Origin of the sequence: Luteimonas sp. 9C (genome assembly GCF_902506295.1) — a bacterium.
Taxonomy (GTDB): domain Bacteria; phylum Pseudomonadota; class Gammaproteobacteria; order Xanthomonadales; family Xanthomonadaceae; genus Luteimonas.
Map to the genome: position 1 here is coordinate 2,661,244 of NZ_LR733312.1, position 19,368 is coordinate 2,680,611.

Below are 19,368 nucleotides of genomic sequence, written 5' to 3' on the forward strand. Positions count from 1 at the left end.
GCGATGGCGCGCGCCCCGCAGGGGCGGCATGAACGCGCGCGACTCGCGTGGCTGTCACTGTGGCACGCGCACCGTGGTCGCACGCTCTTCCGTGGACCTGCTGTGCCTCCTTCCGATTCCACGCCGCACGTCGCGGCGACGTCCGCGGACCTCCCCGCACTGGACGTGTTCGTGCGTGATGCGATGGCGCGTCAATCCGCGCTCCCGCTGCCCGGCCATGGCGACACGCTGCGCCGCTGGCGGCATCTGGCCGACATCGCGGCGCAGGACGTCTGCGGCATCAAGGTGCTTGAGGCGCACTACGACGCGCTCGCGATCCTCGACGAACTCGGCGCCGCGGAACGTGCGCTCGACGGCGCGCTGCTGCATGCGGTCTGGGCTGCCGAACCGCCGGATGCACGACTGACATTCACGCCGGGCGCCGATGGCATCGGCACGCTCGACGGCCTCAAGGCCTGGTGCTCGGGCGCCGATCTCGTCGATGCGGCGCTGGTCACCGCGCATCATGGGGACGCGCGCGTGCTGGTGCAGATCATGCGCGATGCGCCGGGCATCACCCCGGTGCCCGGGCACTGGCAGGCGGTCGGGATGGCGCGGGTCGACAGCGGTCGCCTGGCGTTCGAGAACGTCGCGGCGGTGCAGATCGGCGCGGCCGGCGACTACCTCGCGCGGCCCGGCTTCTGGCACGGCGGCGGCGGCATCGCCGCATGCTGGTTCGGTGCTGCGACCGCGATTGCCGAGACCTTGCGCCGTCACGCGCGCGCGGCCCACAGCCCGCATGCGATGGCGCACCTGGGAGCGATCGACATGGCCCTGTCCGCGGCCGCGAGTCTGTTGCGCGACACCGCCGCCGTCATCGACCTGGAACCCGACGCGCCGCACGCCACCGCGATCACGCGCGTGCGCAGCGTGGTCGAACGCGCCGCCAGCGACGTCATCGACCGCGTCGGACGCGCACTGGGCCCGGGCCCGTTGTGCGAAGACGCGGCGCACGCGCAGCGCTGCGCGGATCTGACGACGTTCCTGCGGCAGAGTCACGCCGAGCGCGACTGGGCGGACCTGGGCGCGGCGGCGCAAGGCCGGGATGCGACATGGCGGCTGTGAGTCCGACGTCGCAGCCGGACACGCCGCGGATCGCAGGCGACGGCGTTCCGGAATCCGCGTGGCGTCGATCGGCCTGGCTGGCCGCGTTGCCCGCACTGCCCGCGCAGGCATGGCTCACCGGCACCTCGCGAGTGGTGGTGGTGTCGCCGCATCCCGATGACGAGGCGCTGGGCTGCGGTGGGCTGATCGCCACCGCGCGCGCGATGGGTCTGCCGGTGCACGTGGTGTCGGTGACCGATGGCGAGGCCTGCTATCCGGACTCGCCTGTGTGGCCGGCAGAGCGGCTGCGCACCGTGCGCCGGCGGGAACTCGACTGTGCACTGGCGATACTCGGCGTCGAGATCGATGCGATCGACACGCTCGACATCGGCGACGGCCGCGTCGCCGAGCGCGAAACCGAACTCGCGCATGCACTCGCGCCGCTGCTGCACACGGGGGATCGCGTGCTGACGACCTGGCGCGGCGACGGCCATCCCGACCATGAGGCCACGGCGCGCGCGGTCGAATGCGCGGCCGCGCGCCGTGGCGCGGAGGTGGTGCAGTTTCCGGTCTGGGCCTGGCACTGGCTGTCGCCGGGTGCGGCGCAGACGCCATTACCCGGCGCGCAGCGCCTCGTGCTGACCCCGGCCGCATGCCGCGCCAAGGCCGCCGCACTCGGATGTTTCGTATCCCAGCTGCACGACGACCGACCCGGCACGCCGGACCCGATCCTGCCGCCGCACGTGCTCGAACGCTTCGATCGCGATTTCGAAGTGGTGCTGGCATGAGCGCCGCTACGCCGGACGCGTACTTCGACACGATCTACGCGGACGACGATCCCTTCGGCTATCGCGAGCGCTGGTACGAGGCGCGCAAGCGTGCGCTGCTGCTCGCGAGCCTGCCGGCGAAACGCTTCGGCCGCGTCTGGGAGATCGGCTGCTCGAACGGCGAACTGACGGCCGAGCTCGCCACGCGCTGCGACCGGTTGCTGGCGACCGACCTGAGCGCCCGCGCGGTCGCACTCGCCACCGGGCGCACGCGGATGCACGCACACGTCGACGTGCAACAGGCGCGCCATCCCGACACCTGGCCCGAGGGGCGGTTCGATCTGATCGTCTTCAGCGAAGTGGGCTACTACCTCGATGCCGACACGCTGACGCACATGGCGCGCAGGCTGACGGCCAGCCTGCAGGGCGACGGCGTGCTGGTGGCCTGTCACTGGCTCGCGCCGTTCGCACAGGCGCCGCTATCCGGTGGCGACGTGCATCGCCTGCTGCGCCGCGCGCTCGGCCTGCAGCGCGTGTTCGGATACGCCGATGCGGACATCCGGCTCGACGGATTCGCGGTGGACGCCACGTCCGTCGCGCAGCGGGCGGGCCTGCGGTGATCGGCGTCGTCATTCCCGCCCACAACGAAGAGGCCGGCATCGCCGCGTGCCTGGCGTCGGTGCAGGCCGCGGCGCGGCATGCGGCGCTCGCCGGCGAGGCGGTCGAGATTGTCGTGGCGCTGGATCGCTGCAGCGACCGCACCGCCGAGATCGTCGCCGGCTGCGGCGTCCGCGGCGTCGCGCTGCACGACGGCAACGTCGGCCGTGCACGCGCTGCGGGCGCTGCCTGCGCGATCGGCCTGGGCGCGCGCTGGGTCGCCTGCACCGACGCCGATTCCCGCGTGCCGCAGGACTGGCTGGCCTGCCAGATCGCCTGCGACGCGGATGCGTTCTGCGGCATCGTGACCGTCGACGACTGGCTGGATTACGACGAGACCGTGCGCCTGCAGTTCGGAACGCCGGATGCGCAGCGCGACGGCCATCCGCACGTGCACGGCGCGAACATGGGTTTCAGCGCGGCGATGTACCTGCGCTGCGGCGGATTCGCGCCGCTGTCCGCGCACGAGGACGTGGCGATGGTCGATGCCCTGCAGCGCGCCGGCGCGCGCATCGCGCGTCGTGCCACGCCGGTGGTGATCACCAGCGCCCGTCGCGTCGCGCGGGCGCAAGGCGGTTTCGCCGATTACCTGCTCGCGCTCGAGGCGCGTACGCGTGCAGTGGTGTCGCCACTGCTCGAGACCCCTGTCGCCGATTTCGACCTGGGTTCGGGCCCCCATGCCGCCTGAGCTCATCGGCTGGGCCGCTTCCGCGGTGCTGCTGGCGAACTTGATCCGGAGATCGCAACGCAGCTCCGGGACGGCAGTGCGCAAGGTGTCCCCGCTGGTTGTTCGTGGGCCGGGTTACACATCGGTGGGCGTCGTGACCGACAGCGTGCTGGTCCGGTCTTCATCGTCACCAATGCCTGCATCCTGACGACCGCGATCGTCGGCCAGGTGCTGACATCGCGCCGCAGGCGCGGCACACGAGCGGTGAGGCCAGGCACGCAATGCGTTGCGACGGGCGTTGCGATGAACGACACGCGCAGTCGCACAACGCGACCGGCGCCGATCGCAGATGACCGCGGCGGATTCACGCCTGGGCGATCCCCTGCATTCGAAGATCGCGGCTGATGATCGCGGAGACACGGATGAGTACCTACACGCTGCAATACGACATGGGTCTGCGCTTCTGGGTGCTCACCGACACGCAGGGCCAGACGCTGGCGACGTATCTGAGCCGGGCGACGGCGCTGCGCGACGAGGTGGTGCGGGGCGTGATCGAACGCGGCTGCATCCTGCGGATCCGCAATGCGGATGGCAGCTACGAGCCGGTCGATCCGCCGACCGCTCCGGCCCCGGAGGCGGTCGCGCCTCCGAGCGGTTCTGTGCTGGCGACAGGCGCCGCAGCCGCCTGATCGCGATGCCGGATCACACGAATGAAAAAGGGTGCCGCAAGGCACCCTTCTTTTTGTCTTGAGTGATTGAAAAGCCGGGGCGCGCCGGCTGGCGACGCCCCGCCCGACATGCCGGCTCAGGCCAGCATGCGCACCTTCTTCTCGCGATCCCACTGCCGGGTCTTGGCCTGGGTGATGAAGCCCTTGGCATCGCCGGCATCCAGCACGCCTGCATCCCTGGCGATGCCGCCGGCCTTGAGCACGGCCTGGGCACCGTCGTCGGCAGCGATCGCCTTCAGGTGTCCGAATGCATCGCGCACCCAGTCGACCGCGGCCGCTTCGCGCGACAGCTGCTTGCCGGCGTCCGCCGACAGCACGACGGCGACCGCGTCGAACACGGTCGACGGCGTCCCGGCGAGCTGGCCGTCGGCCGCCATGCGCTTGCCGTCGGACAGCTTGGCGCCGCCGAGCTTGGGCGCCACGATCTTGACCATCGCACCTGCGCCTTCCGCGGCCTTGCGCAGGGCCTTCACCGTCGCGGCATCGGACCCGTCGTGGACGAGGATGCCGACGCTGCGACCCTGCAACGTGTCACGCATGCGGTCGATGATCCGCAGCGCGGGCGACGCCGGCATGTCCTGCGGCGCGACGCGTGCCTCGGGAGCGGGCGGCAGCGCATCCATGCCCAGACCATCGGCGACGCGCTGCGCGAGCGACGGATCGACGTGGCGCAGATGCCCGACCACCGCCTCGCGGACGTGCGCGGTCTCGACCTTCGACAGTTCGAACACCAGCGCGCTCGCCATGTGCGCCTGCTCGATCGCACTCTGGCTGCGGAAGAACAGACGCGCCTGGCTGTAATGGTCGGCGAAGCTGTCGGGCCGCACGCGTCCCTTGACGCCGTCGTCGACGGTCGCGTGGTGACGGTAGCCGGCTTCGCGCGAGGCGCGCGGGCTGTCGCCCTGCAGCGAGCTGGGCTCGTAGTTCACCCGGCCCTTGGGCACCTGCATCTGCATGTGGCCGTCGCGCTGGTTGTTGGCGAACGGACACTTCGGCGCATTGACCGGGATCTGGTGGAAGTTCGGACCGCCCAGGCGCGAGAGCTGCGTGTCGAGATACGAGAACAGACGGCCCTGCAGCAGCGGATCGTTGGTGAAATCGATGCCCGGCACGATGTTGGCCGGGCAGTAGGCGACCTGCTCGGTTTCGGCGAAGAAGTTGTCCGGCCAGCGGTCGAGCGTCATGCGTCCGATGACCTGCAGCGGCACCAGTTCCTCGGGGACCAGCTTGGTCGGGTCCAGGTGGTCGAACGGGAATGCATCGGCCTCTTCCTCGGTGAACAGCTGCACCGCGAGGTCCCAGGCGGGGAAGTCACCGGCCTGGATCGCCTCGAACAGGTCGCGGCGGTGGAAGTCGTTGTCGGCGGCCTGCAGTTTCAGCGCCTCGTCCCACACCGTCGACTGGATGCCCAGCGTCGGACGCCAGTGGAACTTCACGAACGTGCTGTTGCCATCCTGGTCGAGCAGGCGGAAGGAGTGCACGCCGAAGCCTTCGATCGTGCGCAGCGAGCGCGGGATCGTGCGGTCGCTCATCGCCCACATGATCATGTGCATCGCTTCAGGGGTCAGCGAGATGAAGTCCCAGAACGTGTCGTGCGCACTGGCCGCCTGCGGGAATCCGCGGTCGGGCTCCATCTTCACCGAATGCACCACGTCCGGAAACTTCATCGCGTCCTGGATGAAGAACACCGGGATGTTGTTGCCCACCAGATCCCAGTTGCCTTCCTGGGTGTAGAACTTGACCGCGAACCCGCGCACGTCACGCGGCGTGTCGACCGAACCGGCGCCGCCGGCGACCGTCGAGAAACGCGTGAACACCGGCGTCTTCGTGCCGACTTCGGTGAGGATGCGCGCGGTGGTGTACTGCGACAGCGACTTGGTGAGCTCGAACGTGCCGTGCGCCGCGGTGCCGCGGGCATGGACGATGCGCTCGGGAATGCGCTCGTGATCGAAGTGGGTGATCTTTTCGCGGAGGATGAAATCCTCCAGCAGCGCCGGGCCGCGCGGACCGCCGGACTTGAGCGAGTTCTGGTTGTCGGCGATCGGGATGCCCTGGTTCGTCGTCAACTGCGGATGCGTACCGCCGGCCTGTTGCTGCAGCTCGTCGCCTTCGCCGCGCAGATCGGTGGCGTCGCGTGCAGGTGTCTTGCCGGTCGACGGCGGTTTGCGGGACGTGGCAGGGGCTGGCGTCTTGCTGGCCATGGGCAGGGCTCCGGGGGATGAACGCCCAGCGTGGGCGCCCGGTCGTGAGCGCGCCGTGCAATGTCCGCATTGAGCTTCGACGACAGACACGCGACGGACGGCAGCGATAATTACCGCCATGACTGCCAAGACTCCAGATGCCGACGCACGCGCCGTCTCCGGGTGCGTGCGCGTGCGCGGCGCGCGCGAACACAATCTCAAAGACGTCGATGTCGATATCCCGCGCGACGCGCTGGTGGTGTTCACCGGGGTGTCGGGCTCCGGCAAATCCTCGCTGGCGTTCGGCACCCTGTTCGCCGAGGCGCAGCGACGCTATCTCGATTCGATCTCGCCCTACGCGCGCCGGCTGATCGACCAGGCCGGCGTGCCGCAGGTCGATTCGATCGAAGGCCTGCCACCGGCGGTCGCCCTGCAGCAGGCCCGCGGCACGCCGACCGCGCGCTCGTCGGTCGGCAGCCTGACGACGATCTCCAATTCCCTGCGCATGCTGTACTCGCGCGCCGGCGACTATCCGCGCGGCCAGGCCATCATCTATGCCGACGGCTTCTCGCCGAACACGCCGGCCGGCGCCTGCCCCACCTGTCATGGCCTCGGCCGCATCTACGACGCGACCGAAGCCTCGATGGTGCCCGATCGCAGTCTGACCATCCGCGAGCGCGCCGTTGCCGCATGGCCGGGCGCCTGGCATGGCCAGAATCAGCGCGACATCCTGACCACACGCGGCATCGACGTCGACGTGCCGTGGTCGAAGCTGCCGAAGAAGACCCGCGACTGGATCCTGTTCACCGATGAGCAGCCGGTGGAGCCGGTGTATCCCGGCTTCGATCTCGACGAGGTCAAGGACGCGCTCAGGCGCAAGACCGAACCGGCCTACATGGGCACCTTCACCAGTGCACGCCGCCACGTGCTGCACACCTTCGCCAACACCCAGAGCCCGCAGCAGAAGAAACGTGCCGCGCAGTACCTGGTCAGCGCCGCGTGTCCGGAATGCGACGGCAAGCGGCTGCGGCGCGAGGCGCTGTCGGTGACGTTCGCCGGTCTCGACATCGCCGCGTTCTCGCAGCGTCCACTCGACGAACTCGCCGAACTGCTGGCACCGGCCGCGGCCGGCAGGACCCATGCGAAGGCGCATCCCGAGCAGGCGCTGGCCGCGCAGCGCATCGCCCAGGATCTGCGCGCGCGCATCCGGGTGCTGCAGGACCTCGGCCTCGGCTATCTGACGCTCGCGCGGGCGACGCCGACGCTGTCGCCCGGCGAACTGCAACGCCTGCGTCTGGGCACGCAGATCCGCTCGCAGCTGTTCGGCGTGGTCTACGTCATGGACGAGCCCTCCGCCGGCCTGCATCCGGCCGACACCCAGGCGCTGCTGCGTGCGCTCGACCAGCTGCGCGCCGCCGGCAACTCGCTGTTCGTCGTCGAACACGAGATCGAAGTGATCCGGCACGCGGACTGGATCGTCGATGTCGGGCCGGCGGCCGGCCAGCACGGCGGGCAGGTGCTCTACAGCGGACCGCGCGCGGGCCTGTCCAGGATCGAAGCGTCATCGACGCGCCGCTATCTCGACGACGACGCGGCCTCGATCGCGCACGCCCCGCGCGCGCCGGACGGCTGGCTGCAGCTGCGCGGCATCCACCGCCACAACGTGCGCGATCTCGACGTGGACATTCCGCTCGGCGTGTTCACCACCGTCACCGGCGTCAGTGGTTCGGGCAAATCCTCGCTGGTGAGCCAGGCGCTGGTCGAGCTGCTGGGCGCGCATCTGGGCGGTGCGCGCGACGAGGAGGACACGCCATTGGATCCGCTCGAGCGCGGCGTCGAGGTGCCGCTCGAGGGTCGCATCGCAGGCGGCGCGGAGGCGATCAGACGACTGGTGCGCGTCGACCAGAAGCCGATCGGCCGCACGCCGCGCTCCAACCTCGCCACCTACACCGGCCTGTTCGATCACGTGCGCAGACGCTTCGCCGACACCCCGGCGGCGAAACGCCGTCGCTACGACGCCGGGCGTTTCTCGTTCAATGTCGCCAAGGGCCGCTGCGCGACCTGCGACGGCGAAGGCTTCGTCAGCGTGGAACTGCTGTTCATGCCGAGCGTCTACGCGCCGTGCCCGACCTGTCACGGCAGCCGCTACGACGCGAAGACGCTCGAGGTCACGCTGCGCGACAAGCACATCGCCGACGTGCTGGCGATGACGGTGGCCGAGGCCGCCGAGTTCTTCGCCGACGATGCCGCGATCGCGCGTCCGCTGCAGGTGTTGCTGGAGGTGGGCCTGGGCTATCTGCGCCTCGGCCAGCCGGCGACCGAACTGTCGGGTGGCGAAGCACAACGCATCAAGCTCGCCAGCGAACTGCAGCGCGCCCAGCGCCGCGGCACGGTGTACGTGCTCGACGAGCCGACCACCGGCCTGCATCCGAAAGACGTCGACACACTGATGCAGCAATTGAGTGGGCTGGTGGATGCGGGCAGCACGGTGGTCGTCGTCGAGCACGACATGCGCGTGGCCGCGGCCAGCGACTGGCTGATCGACATGGGCCCGGGTGCGGGCGACGCGGGCGGGCAGGTCGTCGCTGCGGGCGTGCCGGCCGAGGTGGCGAAGTCGAAGAAGAGCCGGACGGCGCCGTTTCTGCGGCAGGCACTGGGCCGCGCCGGGTAGGCGCGCGCTCGCGCGCCTGCGACGTGCCGCCTCACGCCGCCTCGCGACAGGCGGCGGGCTTGTGCGCTAGCGTGCGCGCACCACAGAGGCGGACGGAGCGGGATATGACGGGATACGTGCGGATGCAGCGCGCTGGATTGGCGGTGGCCCTCCTGGCCGCGTTCGGAACGGCCCAGGCCGCAACGCCTGGGCACGATGGCCCATCGGTATCGCCGGCGGTGCGCACCCCGGTCCTCGCGATCCACGGTGGCGCGGGCGTCGAGCGCGGCGATCTCGACGCGGCCGAGCTTGCAGACGCGCGCGCGGCGCTGGAGACCGCCCTGCGCGCAGGCCACGCCAAGCTGCAGGCCGGTGCGCCGGCGATGGACGCGGTCAAGGCCGCGATCACCGTGCTGGAGGATGCGCCGGGCTTCAACGCCGGCAAGGGCGCCGTGTTCACCCATGACGGCCGCAACGAGCTCGACGCCGCGGTGATGGATGGCGCCAGTGGACAGGCGGGTGCGATCGCCGGCGTGACCCGCGTGCGCAACCCGATCCTGCTGGCCGATGCGGTGATGACAGCCTCGCCGCACGTGATGATGGTCGGTGCGGGCGCCGAGGCGTTCGCGGCCACGCAGGACATCGCGCTGGTCGATCCCGCGTACTTCCGCACCGAGCGCCGCTGGCAGCAGTTGCAGCGCGCACTGGAGGCCGAGCGCACCGCGCAGCCGCAGGCCACGGTGCTGACCGGCGATGCGCGGCCCTATTTCGGCACCGTCGGAGCGGTCGCGCTCGACGCCGACGGCCGGCTGGCCGCTGGCACCTCCACCGGCGGCATGACCAACAAGCGCTACAACCGGGTCGGCGATGCACCGCTCATCGGCGCCGGCACCTGGGCGGACGCGCGCTGCGCGGTGTCGGGCACCGGCTGGGGCGAGTACTACATCCGCGCTGCCGCCGCGCACGAGATCTGCGCGCGCGTGCGCCTGCGCGGTGACGACATCCGCGCGGCGGCGGACGCGGTGATCGACCGCGAGATTCCCGCCGCGGGCGGCAACGGCGGCGCGATCGCACTCGATGCCGACGGCCGCGTCGCGTTTCCGTTCAATACGCCGGGCATGTACCGCGGCTGGATCGGCGCCGACGGCGTGCCGCATGTCGCGGTGTTCCGCGAGGATGCGCTCGCGGTACCGGATGGGCGTTGAGCCCGGGCGTTCGCGTTCACGTCGGACGAGAGTTTCTACCTGCGGGCGACGCACCTGTCCCGTACTCGAACGGGGCACCCGGAAAGCGGACGGAGGACGCGCGTCGTAATCGCGTCAGGGACGGGTCGGCGCGCACCTGACGCGCGATGCGCATCGATCTCTTTCGGCGGGAGCGGCCCTGGTCCCGAAGGACACACGCCGCGGTGGCGACGCGGCGCGCGCGCCGCAGGCCCCGCGTGTCCGATCAGCGCTCGTGTCGCCAGTTCACCGACCCGCGGTTCTCCAGCGTGCTCGATTCGATCTCCACGTCGAAGCCCGCGCGCAGCAGGTACTTCAGCGTCAGCACCTGGCCGGTGCCCAGCAGCGACACGCCGAAGCCGACGTAGAGTTTGGGCGAGATCTGCTTGCCGAAGCCGAGCACGCTGCCGCCGAGTGCGCGCGACTGGCTGATGCCGGCGTTGTCCAGGCCGATCTTGCTGCCGAGCTGCCCGGCCACCAGGTTGCCGCCGGCATTGAGCGCGGCGGCGGCCGCGTCGATCTGCTGGCCCTCGTCGCTGGTCAGGCTCGAGGCCGAACGCCCCAGTGCGAGATACGACAGCGCCTGCGACGCATCGCTCGACGGATTGGTCCAGACGTTGACGCTCGGCGCCGAGGCGCGGCCGCTGACATCGATGCCGGCGGTGATGTCCTCGGCCTCGATGCGGCGTTCGGCGCGCACGTCGAGCAGCGGGTCGGAGACGGGGCCGTTGTTGAAGATCAGGTTGCCGCGGGTGACCCGCAGTTCCTGGCCGTAGGCCTTGTAGCGTCCATCGACGGCGAGGCGGCCGCTGCCGGTCATCTCGCGACCCGGCACCGCGCGGACGCGCAGTGCCCCCTTCATGCGGCCGTCGAAACCGAAGCCGCGCAGGCCGACGTTGTCGCCCACGGTGAGGGTCAGATCGAGTTCGAGCGCCGATGCGGTGCTGTTCTCCTCCGGATCGACCGGGTCGAGCACGACGACGTCGGGCGATACCGAGACGCCCTCGCTCAGGCCTTCGAGATCGAGCAGTGCGACATCGACGAAGACCTTGCCGGTGACGTTGAGCGGCTGCAGCGCGGTGTAGCGCACGGTCAGATCGGGCGAGGCGATGATGTGCATGTCGCTGGTGTCCGAGACCAGCACGTCGGTGCCGCTGATCGTGAGCACCACCGGCGTGCCTTCGCCCTGCCAGCCGATGCCGCCGCCTATGTTCAGCGTGCCCTGGCCCGAACGCACGCTGCCGGCGAGGCGCGCGGTGCCGTCGGGCAACGCATCGAGGTTGATGTTGCCGTCTTCGAGCGCGATCGCCAGCGACGGAATTTCGGTGGCGAAATCGGCGAGACGCGCCTGGCCGCCGATCGTCGGCTGCGAGCGCGTGCCGCCGATCGTGACGTCGGCGGTGAGGCGGCCGGTCGGCTCGACGATGTCGGGCGAGAACAGCTCGACGAAGGTCAGGTCCTCGACGTTGGCGACCAGCGAGCCCGACAGCGGCGCATACGCATCCCAGCCGTTGGTCACTTGGGCCTGCACGCGACCGACCTCGTTGAGCGTCGTCGACAGCGTGGCGCTGAGCCGGTTGGCATCGAACTCGGCATCGAGACGGAAGTCGTCGTAGGTCACCACGTCGTTGCGTGCGCGCTCGGACGTGCGCACGCCGCCGCTGGCGGAGCGGACGCTGGCGCTGCCGACGAAGCCGTTGCCGACCGGACGTGCGCTGGCGTCGAGTGCGATCTCGCCACGCAGCACGAACGGACGTCCGCCGTCCTGCTCGGGCAGATACGGCGTGGCCAGTGCGAGCGGCAGGCCGGTGCCGGTGATCGACACGCCCTGGCGCGGCCAGTCGGCGCTCGCGCACAGCGAGCCGCCGCCGCTGGAGGCGAAGCAGCTCTCGCCCAGCGTGTAGCGCGTGCCGATCTGCCGGAACTGCGCCGGCGACTGCAGCGCCCAACGCGCACCGGTGGCCGGCGCGAGACGCAGGTCCGCGAGCGTGCCCTGCCAGTTGCCGTTGCGACGCTCGGCGTTGCCCGACAGATCGACCGTGCCGATCTCGCCGCGCGCGCTGGCGTCGAGCTGGAGCGTCTCGACCGCACCGCGCGCGGCGAGGCGTACTTCGTCGAGGGCGACGCCCGCATTGACGCCGGTCGCGACGACATCGAGCGAACCGGTATCGCGGCGCCACGGCAGCGTGCCCTGGATGCGCGCGCTGGCGGCAGCGTAGTCGCCGTAGCGCAGGGCGCTGCCGGTGAGGTCGGCGGCGATGTCGGGCGCAGTGCGCGCGCCGGTCACGCGGACGGTGCCGCGCAGCACGCCGCCGGTGTCGGGCAGCAGATCGGCGAGCTGCAGCGGTGCGAGCGTCGCATCGATGTCGAGGCGATCGGTCACGCGGGCGGTCGCGTCGATGCGGCTGTCGCCCAGCGACAGCGCGACCTCGCCTTCGAAATCGGTGCGGCCGGCGTCGCCGGCATCGGTGGCCGGGCCGTGCATCGCGAACGTCGCACGCCCATCGAGCCGGCGACCGCGCAGCGTACCGCCCAGATCGCTGGCGTCGACCGCCACTTCGAGGCCGCCGTCGTCGCGGGTGCTGCCGGTCGTCGCGAACGTGCCGTCGAGTGCGCCCTTCCAGTCGCGGGCGAAGTAGCCGGGGTCGAAGCCGGCCAGCGTCGCGTCGAGATCCCACTGCAGCGACGGTGCCCACGCCACATCGCCTCTGGCATCGAGCGTGCCGGTCGGCATCGTCACGCGCGCGGTCTGCAGGCGCATGCGCTCCGCATCGCCGCGCCCGTCGAAATCCACGTTCGCCCGCAGGCCGTCGCGTTCGACGGTGGCCTTGCCGATCGCCGCCCACGCGGCCGTGCTGCCGGCGAAGCCCAGATCGGCGTCGGCGGTGATCGGCGGTGCGGGTTCGGCGGCGTCGGGATCGGCGCCGAACTGCAGGCCGCGCGCATTGGTCGCGAAGCGGAACCGCACGTCGCCCGGTTCGGTCACGTCGGCGAAACCGCGCAGCGTGACGCGGCCGTCGAAGATGTCGACGACCAGCGGGTCGAGGTCCAGACGCTGGTCCTCTAGCTTCACCTTGGACGGCTGCAGCACGACGCGGATCGGGTTGGCGTCGGACTCGCCGTACGTGGCCGTGCCCTGCAGGTCGGCGGCGCCGCCCTGGCCATCGGCGCGGATGTCGAACGCCAGCGGCGTGCCGGGCGCGCCGCCGCCCGTCAGCAGTGCGGGATCGAGGCGCGTGCTGTCGGCGCGCAGCGCCCAGCCGGGATTCTCGCGGCCACGCAGGGTCAACACGGCTTTCAGAGGTTCCGGCACATGGCCGACCACCGCGATGTCCAGCCGCGACAGATCGCCACGCGCGACCAGACCGATCCGCGGACGCGTGCGCGCCGGCGGCGCGGGCATCAGCGCGCTGGCGGTGACGTCCATGCGGTAGTCGTCGTCGGGCGCGTAGACGCCGTTCGCGGCGAACAGGCCGCGGTCGCTGTCGACGACGACGTTCGCGAAATTCAGTTCGCCCTGCTGCGCGTCGAGACCGCCACGCACGCTGCGGATGTCGATCAGGGACTCGCCTGCCTGCTCGACACGGAAGCCGTCGATGCGGATCGTGTCGGCCTGCAGCGACAGCGGCAGATCGATGCGCGGCAGCGAATCCGGCCAGCGCGGCAGTTCGAACGGGGTTTCGACCGGCGGCGGCATCGAGAGCACCGCATCGTCGATGTCGAGGACATCCAGGCGCAGGCGGCGGCCGACCAGCGGCATCACCGCCGGATCCACCGTCACGCGCGCCGCTTCGAACAGCAGCACGCGCGGTTCGTCGCACTCGCCGTAGGGCACGGGTTGTTCTTCGACGTCCGGGCAGCTGCGCTGGACGTAACGCACGTCGACCATCGTCAGCGGCCCGGAGGCGGGACCTTCGGCCGCGCGCCAGGTCAGTTCGGTGCCGGCGGGCAGACGCGAGGCCACCTGGCCCAGCAGGAAATCGCGGCCGCCGAACGTCGTCAGCAGCCACCACACGACGATGATCAGCAGCACGACCAGCGCGGCGATGCCGATCGCGCTGCGAATGGCGAGCGTGCGCGCCCGCGCGCGGCGACGCGCGCGCAACTCGGCGATGCGCACCTCGCGCTCTTCCGGGGTCAGGTCACTGGGCAGGCGGTGGCGACCGAAGGCCATGTCAGAACTCCGCGCCGATGGACAGGCCGATCGTGAACGACGAATCGGGATTGTCGAGACCGCGCGCGATATCGAGTTTCAGCGGGCCCACGGGCGACTTGTAGCGCGCACCGATCCCGACGCCGGTGCGCCATTGCGGCGAACTGCCGTCGAACGCGTCGCCGCTGTCGACGAACACCGCCGCGCCGATCGTGTCGGTGAAATAGCGCTCGAACTCGACACTGGCCGTGACCACGTTCTTGGCACCGATCGCGAATGCGCGGCGGCCATCGCGCGCGGGAATGCGCGGACCGACCTCGCGCCAGTCGTAGCCGCGGATGCTGCGGTCGCCGCCGGCATAGAAACGCAGGCTCGGCGGTATCGCCACCAGCGCATCGGTGAAGGTGTGGCCCAGCTCACCGCGCACGATCAGACGGTTGGACTCGCCGATGCCGCGGAACCAGCTGGCCCGGGCATGGATCTGTCCGAACGACGCATCCGAGCCCACGCCTTCGAGGCCGCCGCGCAGCATCACCGAACCGCCGATGCCGCTGGTCGGAAACAGGCGGTCGTCGACGTCGATGTATTCGGCGCGCAGCGAGGGATAGGCGAACGTGGCATAGCGATACAGCGCGCCGTCGAATTCGTCGCCGTCGCGAATCGGGCTGTCCGGATCTTCTTCGGGCGCGTAGGCCCAGCGCTCGCGCAGGACATGGAACGAGGCGATGAGGTTCAGGAACTCGTTGTACTGGCCGCTGCGGCTGCCCACCAGCTCGACCCGGCGCGAGTCGATGTAGTCGGTCTGTTCGTCGGCGACCTGCAGGCTGGCGGTGTACCAGCCGTCGAGCCAGGCGAAGGCCGGAATGCGGTACTGCACCGTCGCGGTCTTGCGGCGCTGCGCGTAGTCGATCTGCGCGAGCGCCTTGTGGCCGCGCATGTTGACGTAGCGCCGCTCGACGCCGAGCCGGATACCGGCGCCGCTGTCGGTGCCGTAGCTCAGGCCCGAGGTGTAGATGCTGCGCTTGGCCGGGGTGAGCGTGACCTTGACCGGCACTTCGCGGCGTTCGTTGGCCTGATCGACCTGCGGCTGGATGTCGATGTCGGAAAAGTAATCCAGGCGCCCGAGCGATGACCGCAGGCGATCGATACGGCCCTGGTGGTAGTAGCTGCCTTCCTGCCAATAGACCAGTCGCTCGAGCAGATCGTCGTTGACGATCTGCTGGGGCGTCTGCTCGAACGTGGTCGGTCCCATGTTGTAGCGGTCGCCGCTGTTCCAGACCACATCGATGTCGGCAGCGAAATCGGCACGCGTCACTTCGACCCGGCGGGATGCGAACTCGGCATCGAAATATCCGCGTTCGGTCAGGCGCCGGCTGAGCTGGTTGCGGCTCGACTCGTAGTCGGGATGGCTGAACACCGCGCCTTCGCTCGGCACGAAGCGGGCGATGTCACGCGCCAGGTAGCGGTCCTGCCCGCCCTCGCCGATGATCGCGATGTCGCTGTTGCGCACCCGCACCGGCTGGCCCGGATCGACGACCACCCGCACCGCCATCACGTCGCCCGCGCGATCGCGCTGCACGTCGATGGTGGGCGAGTAGTAGCCGAACGGCTCGAGTGCCTTGCGGGTCTCGCGCTCCGCCTCGCGGATCAGATACGCCATGCGCCGGCCGGAGATGTCGCGGCCGATCGCGTCGTAGAGCGCGAGCGAGACGCGGACGTTCTGGGTCATTTCCTCGTCGAGGCCCACGATGTCGACGCGTTCGACACGCGCGGCCTGCGCCGCGGCCGACGACAACAGAAGGAGGGCGGCGGCGAGATACACGGAGACACGAGGCATCGCGCGAGGATACCGGAGGCACGTCAAGAGTCGATTAACGGGGACGGCGCGTTGCCGCTTCCGCGCGGATGCGTACGCGGCATGAGCGGGCCGGACGTCCCGCTGCGCGGGTCCGCCCGGCGCCGCCTGCACGTCAGTTCGACAGGTGCTCGATCGCGGCGACGCTGCCGAGCCGCTCGGACAGCCGCTTGAGCAGCGCGAGCCGGTTGGCGCGCAGCGCGGTATCGTCGGCGTTGACCATCACCCCGTCGAAGAACGCGTCGACCTGTGGACGCAACCGCGCCAGATGCGTCAGCACCGAGACGTAATCGCCATGGGCCAGCGCGTGACCCGTTTCGGCCTGGACGGCTTCCACCGCCTCCGCCAGCGCGGCTTCGGCCGGCTCGCGCAGCAGCGCCGGATCGACGGTGCCCGGAATCGTGATGTCCGCCTTGCGCAGGATGTTGCGGATGCGCTTGTCGGCGGCGGCGAGGGCGGCCGCTTCGGGCAATGCGGCGAAGGTGCCGATGGCGTCGATGCGACGGTCGAGGTCGTAGAGCGACTTCGGCTGCAGCGCGGCCACGGCGTTGAACTGCTGCACGGTCACGCCCTTGTCGGCGTAGTAGCCCTTCAGGCGGTCGAGGATGAAGTCGTAGAGATCGAGCCGGAGCGTTTCGGTGTTCCGATCGGCATGCGGCTGGACGGCTGCCGGCAGTTCAACGACTGCCTTGTCGATCAGGTCCGTCAAGTCGAGATCGAACCCGCTCTCGATCAACGTCCGCGCCAACCCCAGCGCATTGCGCCGCAGCGCGAACGCGTCCTTGTTGCCGGTCGGCTTGAGACCCGCGGCGAAGCCGCCGGCCAGGGTATCGAGACGCTCGGCGATCGCCAGCACCTTGCCCAATGGCGAGAGGGCGATGTCGTCGCCGGCGAAGCGGGGCTGCCAGGCTTCGTCGAGGGCGTTCGCCAGCGAGGCGCGATCTTCGTTGGACAAATCGGCGAGCGCCGGATCGAGCTTCGCGTAGTCACGACCGGCGATGCCCTGCAGTTCCGGGAACTCGTTGACCATGCGCGACTGCAGATCGGCTTTCGACAGCAATGCGGCTTGCTTCGCCAGTGCGGCATCCACACCGATCTGCGGCGCGATCATTTCAGCCAGCGCGGCGACGCGCACGGTCTTGTCGGCCACGCTGCCCAGCTTGGCCTGGTAGGTCACGGTCTTCAGGCCGTCGTTCATCGCAGATAGACCCTGCTTGAGGTCTTCGTCGAAGAAGAACTTGGCATCGGCGAAGCGCGGGCGGATCACGCGCTCGTAGCCCTTGGCCACTTCGGCTTCGTCCTTGGAGACGATATTGGCGATGCCGATGAAGTGTTCGGTCAGCTTTCCATCGCGCAGCACCGGGAAGAACTTCTGGTTGGCCTCCATCGTGGCGATCAGCGCTTCCTGCGGCACGGCGAGGAACTCGGCCTCGAACGTGCAGGACACCGCCTTGGGCCATTCGACCAGGCACACCACCTGTTCGAGGTTGTCGGCTTCGATGCGCGCATCGCCGCCGACGGCGCGCGCGGCATCCTCGACCTCGCGCACGATCTCGGCGCGGCGCGCATCGGCATCGACGATGACCTTCGCACTGCGCATCGACTCGACGTAGTCGATCGGGGCCGCAATCTCGACCGCGGCGTCGTGCATGAAGCGATGGCCGCGGCTGGTGCGGCCGCCGCGCACGCCGAACAGGTCGGCGTCGACGATCGTCCCGCCGTGCAGCAGCACCAGCCAGTGCACCGGCCGTGCGAACGCGTAGGTGTGGGCGCCCCAGCGCATCGGCTTGGGAATCGGCATCGCCGCGATCGCCTCGCGCAGCACGTCAGGCAGCAGCGCCGCCGTCGCGGCGCCAGGCGTCACCGCGCGATGCACGAAACGCTCGCCCTTGGCATCGCTGGTCTTCTCGAGCGCGGTCCAGTCGATGCCGGCCTTCGCGGCGAAGCCCTGCAACGCCTTCGTCGGCTGGCCTTCGGCATCGAGCGCGATGTTGAGATACGGGCCCAGTACTTCGGAGCGCTGCTCGGGCTGTTCGGTCGCCACGCCCGGCAGCAGCACCGCCAGACGACGCGGCGTGTACAGCGGCTTGGCATCGCCGCGCTCGATCGCGACGCCGCGCTTGTCGAGCGCCGCGATCACGCCGTCGAAGAACGCCTGCGCCAGGCCGGGCAGCGCCTTGACCGGCAGTTCTTCGGTGCCGAGTTCGATCAGCAGGGGCAGGGAGGCGGTCATGGCAGGTCGTTCCGGATCGAAAGATGCTGGCTCAGGTCACGGCCAGTCGGGATGTCGCGTCGCTCGCGTGCGCGCTCGGCATTGATCAGCAGCAGTGCGAAGCCGGCGATGGGCATCAGGAACAGCCCGAAGAAAAACCACAGCCAGGGATTGCGTCGCGTCTGTTGTGCCCAGTAAGCGGCGAAGAATGCGAACGCTGCAGGTGCCGAGAATAGGAAAATGGCGAATGGCGCGAACGATTCGATCACGTCGGCTCCACGGCGCGCTTCAGCCCCGGAAATCCCATCGCCTCGCGCTGCGCGTAATAGGCCTTGGCCACGCCCTGCGCCAGCGTGCGCACGCGCAGGATGTAGCGCTGGCGTTCGGTCACGCTGATCGCGCGGCGCGCATCGAGCATGTTGAAACTGTGGCTCGCCTTGGTGACCTGCTCGTAGGCCGGCAGGGGCAGGCCCAGCTCGACCAGCTTCAGTGCTTCGGCCTCGCATTCGTCGAAGCGGCGGAACAGCACGTCGACATTCGCGTGCTCGAAGTTGTAGGCGCTCTGCTCGACTTCGTTCTGGTGGTAGACATCGCCGTAGGTCACCGGCGCGCCGTCGGGGCCGTGCGTCCACACCAGGTCGTACACGTTGTCGCAGTTCTGCAGGTACATGCACAGACGCTCGAGACCGTAGGTGATCTCGCCCAGCACCGGCTTGCACTCGAGGCCGCCGGCCTGCTGGAAATACGTGAACTGCGTGACTTCCATGCCGTTGAGCCAGACTTCCCAGCCCAGGCCCCAGGCGCCGAGCGTCGGCGATTCCCAATTGTCCTCGACCAGGCGCAGGTCGTGCACTTCGGGATCGATGCCCAGTGCCTTCAACGAGTCGAAGTACAGTTCGACGATGTTGTCCGGGTTCGGCTTCATCGCCACCTGGTACTGGTAGTAGCGCTGCAGGCGGTTGGGGTTGTCGCCGTAGCGGCCGTCGGTCGGGCGCCGGCTCGGCTGCACATAGGCGGCATTCCACGGCTCGGGGCCGAGCGCGCGCAGGAACGTGGCCGGATGGAAGGTGCCCGCGCCGACCTCGAGGTCCAGCGGCTGGATCAGCACGCAGCCCTGCTTGGCCCAGTAGGCGTTGAGCGTGAGGATCAGCTCCTGGAACGTCGGTCCGGTCATCAAGAAAATCGCGTCTGCG

The 19,368-nt window shown here is 69.8% G+C and carries 13 protein-coding genes; 7 read left to right on the plus strand and 6 right to left on the minus strand.

Annotated elements, in window-relative coordinates; genetic code table 11:
* The first annotated feature begins 102 nt into the window (after window positions 1–102).
* The 5 genes from CURTO8I2_RS12180 (at window position 103) to CURTO8I2_RS12200 (ending at window position 3,863) form a co-directional block, all read left to right on the plus strand.
* Window positions 103–1,104: an acyl-CoA dehydrogenase family protein gene (locus tag CURTO8I2_RS12180; RefSeq protein WP_343161351.1), complete on the plus strand. Its 1,002-nt coding sequence runs from the start codon at window positions 103–105 to the stop codon at window positions 1,102–1,104.
* A complete protein-coding gene (locus CURTO8I2_RS12185) occupies window positions 1,092–1,871 on the plus strand; it encodes a PIG-L family deacetylase (protein WP_159681326.1) in 780 nt (259 codons plus the stop codon). Before CURTO8I2_RS12180 ends, CURTO8I2_RS12185 begins: the two co-directional genes overlap by 13 nt.
* Entirely contained in the window at window positions 1,868–2,470 is a 603-nt protein-coding gene (locus CURTO8I2_RS12190; RefSeq protein ID WP_159681327.1) for an SAM-dependent methyltransferase, read from the plus strand. Before CURTO8I2_RS12185 ends, CURTO8I2_RS12190 begins: the two co-directional genes overlap by 4 nt.
* Complete coding sequence (locus tag CURTO8I2_RS12195; RefSeq protein ID WP_159681328.1) at window positions 2,467–3,195, plus strand: glycosyltransferase; 729 nt, start codon at window positions 2,467–2,469, stop codon at window positions 3,193–3,195. The genes CURTO8I2_RS12190 and CURTO8I2_RS12195 overlap by 4 nt, the downstream gene beginning before the upstream one ends.
* A 401-nt stretch (window positions 3,196–3,596) precedes the next feature.
* The gene (locus CURTO8I2_RS12200; RefSeq protein WP_159681329.1) at window positions 3,597–3,863 is read left to right on the plus strand and encodes a hypothetical protein; all 267 of its coding nucleotides are present in this window, start codon (window positions 3,597–3,599) and stop codon (window positions 3,861–3,863) included.
* 116 nt (window positions 3,864–3,979) lie between these two features.
* Here the strand turns inward: CURTO8I2_RS12200 and CURTO8I2_RS12205 are convergent, their stop codons facing one another.
* Window positions 3,980–6,103, minus strand: coding sequence for a catalase (locus tag CURTO8I2_RS12205; protein ID WP_159681330.1), 2,124 nt, complete (start codon window positions 6,101–6,103; stop codon window positions 3,980–3,982).
* A gap of 118 nt (window positions 6,104–6,221) precedes the next feature.
* On the opposite strand from CURTO8I2_RS12205, the gene CURTO8I2_RS12210 reads away from it, so the two are divergent.
* Together CURTO8I2_RS12210 and CURTO8I2_RS12215 are read left to right on the plus strand one after the other, a co-directional pair.
* A complete protein-coding gene (locus CURTO8I2_RS12210; RefSeq protein WP_159681331.1) occupies window positions 6,222–8,753 on the plus strand; it encodes an excinuclease ABC subunit UvrA in 2,532 nt (843 codons plus the stop codon).
* A 122-nt stretch (window positions 8,754–8,875) separates the two neighbouring features.
* On the plus strand, window positions 8,876–9,937 hold the full coding sequence (locus CURTO8I2_RS12215; RefSeq protein ID WP_159681686.1) for an isoaspartyl peptidase/L-asparaginase: 1,062 nt from the start codon (window positions 8,876–8,878) through the stop codon (window positions 9,935–9,937).
* A gap of 244 nt (window positions 9,938–10,181) precedes the next feature.
* Here the strand turns inward: CURTO8I2_RS12215 and CURTO8I2_RS12220 are convergent, their stop codons facing one another.
* The 5 genes from CURTO8I2_RS12220 to glyQ form a co-directional block, all read right to left on the minus strand.
* A complete protein-coding gene (locus tag CURTO8I2_RS12220; protein ID WP_159681332.1) occupies window positions 10,182–14,129 on the minus strand; it encodes a translocation/assembly module TamB domain-containing protein in 3,948 nt (1,315 codons plus the stop codon).
* A gap of 1 nt (window position 14,130) precedes the next feature.
* Window positions 14,131–15,945 carry an autotransporter assembly complex family protein gene (locus CURTO8I2_RS12225; protein ID WP_159681333.1) on the minus strand — a complete coding sequence of 605 codons (1,815 nt, stop codon included), beginning with the start codon at window positions 15,943–15,945 and terminating at the stop codon, window positions 14,131–14,133.
* Between the two features lie 133 nt (window positions 15,946–16,078).
* The gene (gene glyS, locus CURTO8I2_RS12230) at window positions 16,079–18,196 is read right to left on the minus strand and encodes a glycine--tRNA ligase subunit beta (protein WP_159681334.1); all 2,118 of its coding nucleotides are present in this window, start codon (window positions 18,194–18,196) and stop codon (window positions 16,079–16,081) included.
* Entirely contained in the window at window positions 18,193–18,444 is a 252-nt protein-coding gene (locus CURTO8I2_RS12235; RefSeq protein WP_159681335.1) for a hypothetical protein, read from the minus strand. Before CURTO8I2_RS12235 ends, glyS begins: the two co-directional genes overlap by 4 nt.
* The gene (gene glyQ / locus CURTO8I2_RS12240; protein ID WP_159681336.1) at window positions 18,441–19,349 is read right to left on the minus strand and encodes a glycine--tRNA ligase subunit alpha; all 909 of its coding nucleotides are present in this window, start codon (window positions 19,347–19,349) and stop codon (window positions 18,441–18,443) included. Before glyQ ends, CURTO8I2_RS12235 begins: the two co-directional genes overlap by 4 nt.
* Window positions 19,350–19,368: the final 19 nt, after the last annotated feature.

Bases quoted from the DNA above. Each gene is read 5' to 3' on its own strand.
- CURTO8I2_RS12185 (WP_159681326.1), top strand. From the start codon at position 1,092: ATGGCGGCTGTGAGTCCGACGTCGCAGCCGGACACGCCGCGGATCGCA.
- CURTO8I2_RS12190 (WP_159681327.1), top strand. From the start codon at position 1,868: ATGAGCGCCGCTACGCCGGACGCGTACTTCGACACGATCTACGCGGAC.
- CURTO8I2_RS12200 (WP_159681329.1), top strand. From the start codon at position 3,597: ATGAGTACCTACACGCTGCAATACGACATGGGTCTGCGCTTCTGGGTG.
- CURTO8I2_RS12205 (WP_159681330.1), bottom strand. From the start codon at position 6,103: ATGGCCAGCAAGACGCCAGCCCCTGCCACGTCCCGCAAACCGCCGTCG.
- CURTO8I2_RS12210 (WP_159681331.1), top strand. From the start codon at position 6,222: ATGACTGCCAAGACTCCAGATGCCGACGCACGCGCCGTCTCCGGGTGC.
- CURTO8I2_RS12215 (WP_159681686.1), top strand. From the start codon at position 8,876: ATGCAGCGCGCTGGATTGGCGGTGGCCCTCCTGGCCGCGTTCGGAACG.
- CURTO8I2_RS12220 (WP_159681332.1), bottom strand. From the start codon at position 14,129: ATGGCCTTCGGTCGCCACCGCCTGCCCAGTGACCTGACCCCGGAAGAG.
- CURTO8I2_RS12225 (WP_159681333.1), bottom strand. From the start codon at position 15,945: ATGCCTCGTGTCTCCGTGTATCTCGCCGCCGCCCTCCTTCTGTTGTCG.
- glyS (WP_159681334.1), bottom strand. From the start codon at position 18,196: ATGACCGCCTCCCTGCCCCTGCTGATCGAACTCGGCACCGAAGAACTG.
- glyQ (WP_159681336.1), bottom strand. From the start codon at position 19,349: ATGACCGGACCGACGTTCCAGGAGCTGATCCTCACGCTCAACGCCTAC.